Source organism: Micromonospora sp. SL1-18, assembly GCF_047921505.1.
Taxonomy (GTDB): domain Bacteria; phylum Actinomycetota; class Actinomycetes; order Mycobacteriales; family Micromonosporaceae; genus Micromonospora.
This window is the reverse complement of record NZ_JBLROA010000149.1, coordinates 1-2,896: the sequence shown is the minus strand read 5'-3', so window position 1 is coordinate 2,896 and position 2,896 is coordinate 1. Positions and strand designations below refer to the sequence as shown.

At 67.6% G+C, this 2,896-nt stretch carries 2 protein-coding genes; one reads left to right on the top strand and one right to left on the bottom strand.

All coding sequences use genetic code 11. The features are described from left to right. Window positions 1-492: sigma-70 family RNA polymerase sigma factor (locus ACNAW0_RS30105; RefSeq protein WP_416291428.1), on the bottom strand; the 492-nt coding region annotated here is incomplete at its 3' end. Window positions 493-717: 225 nt separating this feature from the next. Here ACNAW0_RS30105 and ACNAW0_RS30100 point away from each other — a divergent pair. Further along, complete coding sequence (locus ACNAW0_RS30100; RefSeq protein ID WP_416291427.1) at window positions 718-2,517, top strand: FAD-dependent oxidoreductase; 1,800 nt, start codon at window positions 718-720, stop codon at window positions 2,515-2,517. Window positions 2,518-2,896: the final 379 nt, after the last annotated feature.

Genomic DNA, 2,896 nt, shown 5'->3' with positions numbered 1-2,896 from the left:
GGGGCGGGCTTGGACGTGTTTGCGGGCCCGGTGCGCCAGTTGGCGTACCGCCGCGGGCGTGCGGTCCAGGATCCCGGCGATTTCGGTGTGGGGATAGCCGAATACCTCGCTGAGGACGAACACTGCGCGTTCCAGTGGCGTCAACGTCTCCAGCACCACCATCATTGCGAACGACACTGACTCGGTCGTCTCGTGCGCCTCGGCCGGCGACCCGACCAGCGGCTCAGGCAGCCATGGGCCAAGGTACGTCTCCTGCCGCCGCTCGATTGTGGACCGGCGGGCGAGCGCCTGGTTGACCGCGACGCGGACCAGGTACGCGCGGGGGTTGTCTACCTCCGGCCCGTCGCCCGTGCGTTTCGCCCACGCCAGCCACGTCTCCTGCAGCACGTCTTCTGTGTCCGCGACACTGCCGAGGATGTTGTACACGATCGAGAACAGCAGGTCCCGGTGGCGCACGAAGTCCCGCGTCGCCGGGTACTGGTCGTCGTCCATCGCTGGTTCCTCCCGTTACCGGTGTTCACGTATGAGAGCGTCCCGGCATCGTCGGTGTGACATCGGCACGGACGTTGCGCGCGGCACGTCGGGCGTAGTGACCGCCTTTGTGCCCGGCTTTGGCTTCCCTGATCAGCGCAATGTCATTCAGGTCCGCGGATATTCGTGGGTTTCGCGCATAGGCTGGCGCATACACGGAAGCCGGTCAGTCAAGGAGGTCATGTCATGGCTAGCGGGCGCACGCGGCGTCAGTTCCTGTCCACCGCAGGAGGTATCTCCGGCGCGATCGCCCTGGGCGTGACAGCCCCCGTCGCGGCCGCCGCCAGGACGCGAACCGCTGCCACCCCTGGTGCCAGCGTCGCCGTGCTCGGCGGAGGTGTGTCCGGACTGAGTGCAGCGCACGAGCTTGCCGAACGCGGCTACGCCGTTACGGTCTACGAGTACAACACGGCGCTCGGCGGCAAGGCCCGTAGCATGGACGTACCCGGCACCGGCAGCGGCGGCCGCAAGCCGCTGCCCGGCGAGCACGGGTTCCGGTTCTTCCCGGGCTTCTACCGGAACCTGCCGGACACGTTGCGTCGCATCCCGTTCCCGGGGAACGCGAACGGCGTCCACGACAACCTTCGCGACGGTACGGACGCCCTGATCGCCCGTAACGGCGGCCGTCCCGACCTTCATGTCCCGCTGCGCACCGCTACCGCGCCACCGTATCTCGGCGAGCTCACCCCTGTGTCGCTACGCGAGACCATCACGGCTGCGCTGGACACCGGACTCCATCTGCCCGGCCACGAGGCCGCGTACTTCGCCAACCGCCTCCTCGTCCACCTCACCAGCTGCGACCAGCGCAGGGACATGCAGTGGGAGAAGGTCCCGTGGTGGGAGTTCATCCGGGCCGAGCAGATGTCCTACGACTACCAGCGGCTGCTGGGGGTCGGTCTGACCCGCAACCTTGTCGCCACGAAGGCGGAGGAGGCCAGCACCCGAACGGTCGCTCGCACCGTCGTCGAGGCGTTCGTCATCGAGGGCATCCTCGGCCGCGGCCAGGACGGCCAACCCGACCGGGTGCTGAACGCGCCGACCAGCGAGGCCTGGATCGACCCGTGGGTAGCGCATCTGCGCTCGCTCGGCGTCGCTTTCGAACTCGGCACCGAGGTCAAGGAGGTGGTCTACGGCGGGGGCCGGATCACCGGCGTACGCGTCGCAGCGCCCGATGGCAGCGCCGCTCGTACCGTGACCGCTGACTACTACGTTTCCGCACTGCCCGTCGAACATGCCCGTGCGACCTGGGGCGAGGCGTTGCGCGCCGCCGACCCGCAGCTGGCCCGGTGCGATGGGCTGCGGACCGACTGGATGGTCGGGGTGCAGTTCTATCTGCGCAAGCCGGTACCGATCATCCATGGGCACGCCAATTACGTCGACTCGCCGTGGTCGCTCACCTCCATCAACCAGGCACAGTTCTGGGACGTCCGGGACTTTCCCGCCGGCTACGGGGACGGCGAGGTCGTCGACTGCCTGTCGGTGTGCGTCTCCGAATGGGACAAGGCCGGGATCCTGTACGGCAGGACTGCCAAGAACTGCACCCGGGAGGAGGTGGTGTGGGAGACGTGGGCACAGCTCAAGGACGCGCTGAACGACACCGGCAGGACGGTCCTGGACGACGCGGATCTGCACTCCTGGTTCATGGACCCCGCGGTCACCGGCATCGGTGGCCCAGACCCGCGCAACCGTGAACAGCTTCTCGTCCACCCCACCGGCACCTGGTACAAGCGTCCCACCGCGGCCACCTCCGTCCCCAACTTTTTCCTCGCCGGGGACTACGTACGCACCGACGTCGACCTCGCCACGATGGAAGGCGCCAACGAGTCAGCCCGGTTGGCCGTCAATGCCCTGCTCGACGCTGACGGCTCAGGTGCCAAACGCTGCCAGATCTGGACCCTGTACCGGCCTCCGGAGATGGAACCGCTCAAGCGCATCGACGAGGTCCGCTACCGGCTCGGCCTGCCGAACACCTTCGACTTGGGATGAGCGACGCCCGCGAAACATCTCCACCAGCCCCCGCCGCCGGAGGGCTGCCGTTGCAGCCGCACCTCCACCAGGCGCTCCCGTTCGTCCTCGGTCAGGCCTGGCCGGCGCTGGCAGACGGCGGCCGCGTACCCCGGTCTGCAACAGCCCGGGGACCAACGTGTCGTCGTGCCCGCCACCGTGAATCCACATCTACTGATGCCGAAAACCCGGTGGCTGGGACATCGTGAATCCACGTGCGACGGTAGACGAAAGTCTGGTGAAGTTGGCCTTTCGTTCCACACGTCAATCGGCTAACTTGCTCCCAGCGATCGGCCGAACGGGCGATCGGAAATCGGTGCGTGGCCCGCAAGGGCGCGGGGAGGAGGATGTGCATGGCTAT

Excerpts from the sequence above, each read along its gene's own strand:
- ACNAW0_RS30100 (WP_416291427.1), top strand. The coding sequence starts at position 718 with ATGGCTAGCGGGCGCACGCGGCGTCAGTTCCTGTCCACCGCAGGAGGT.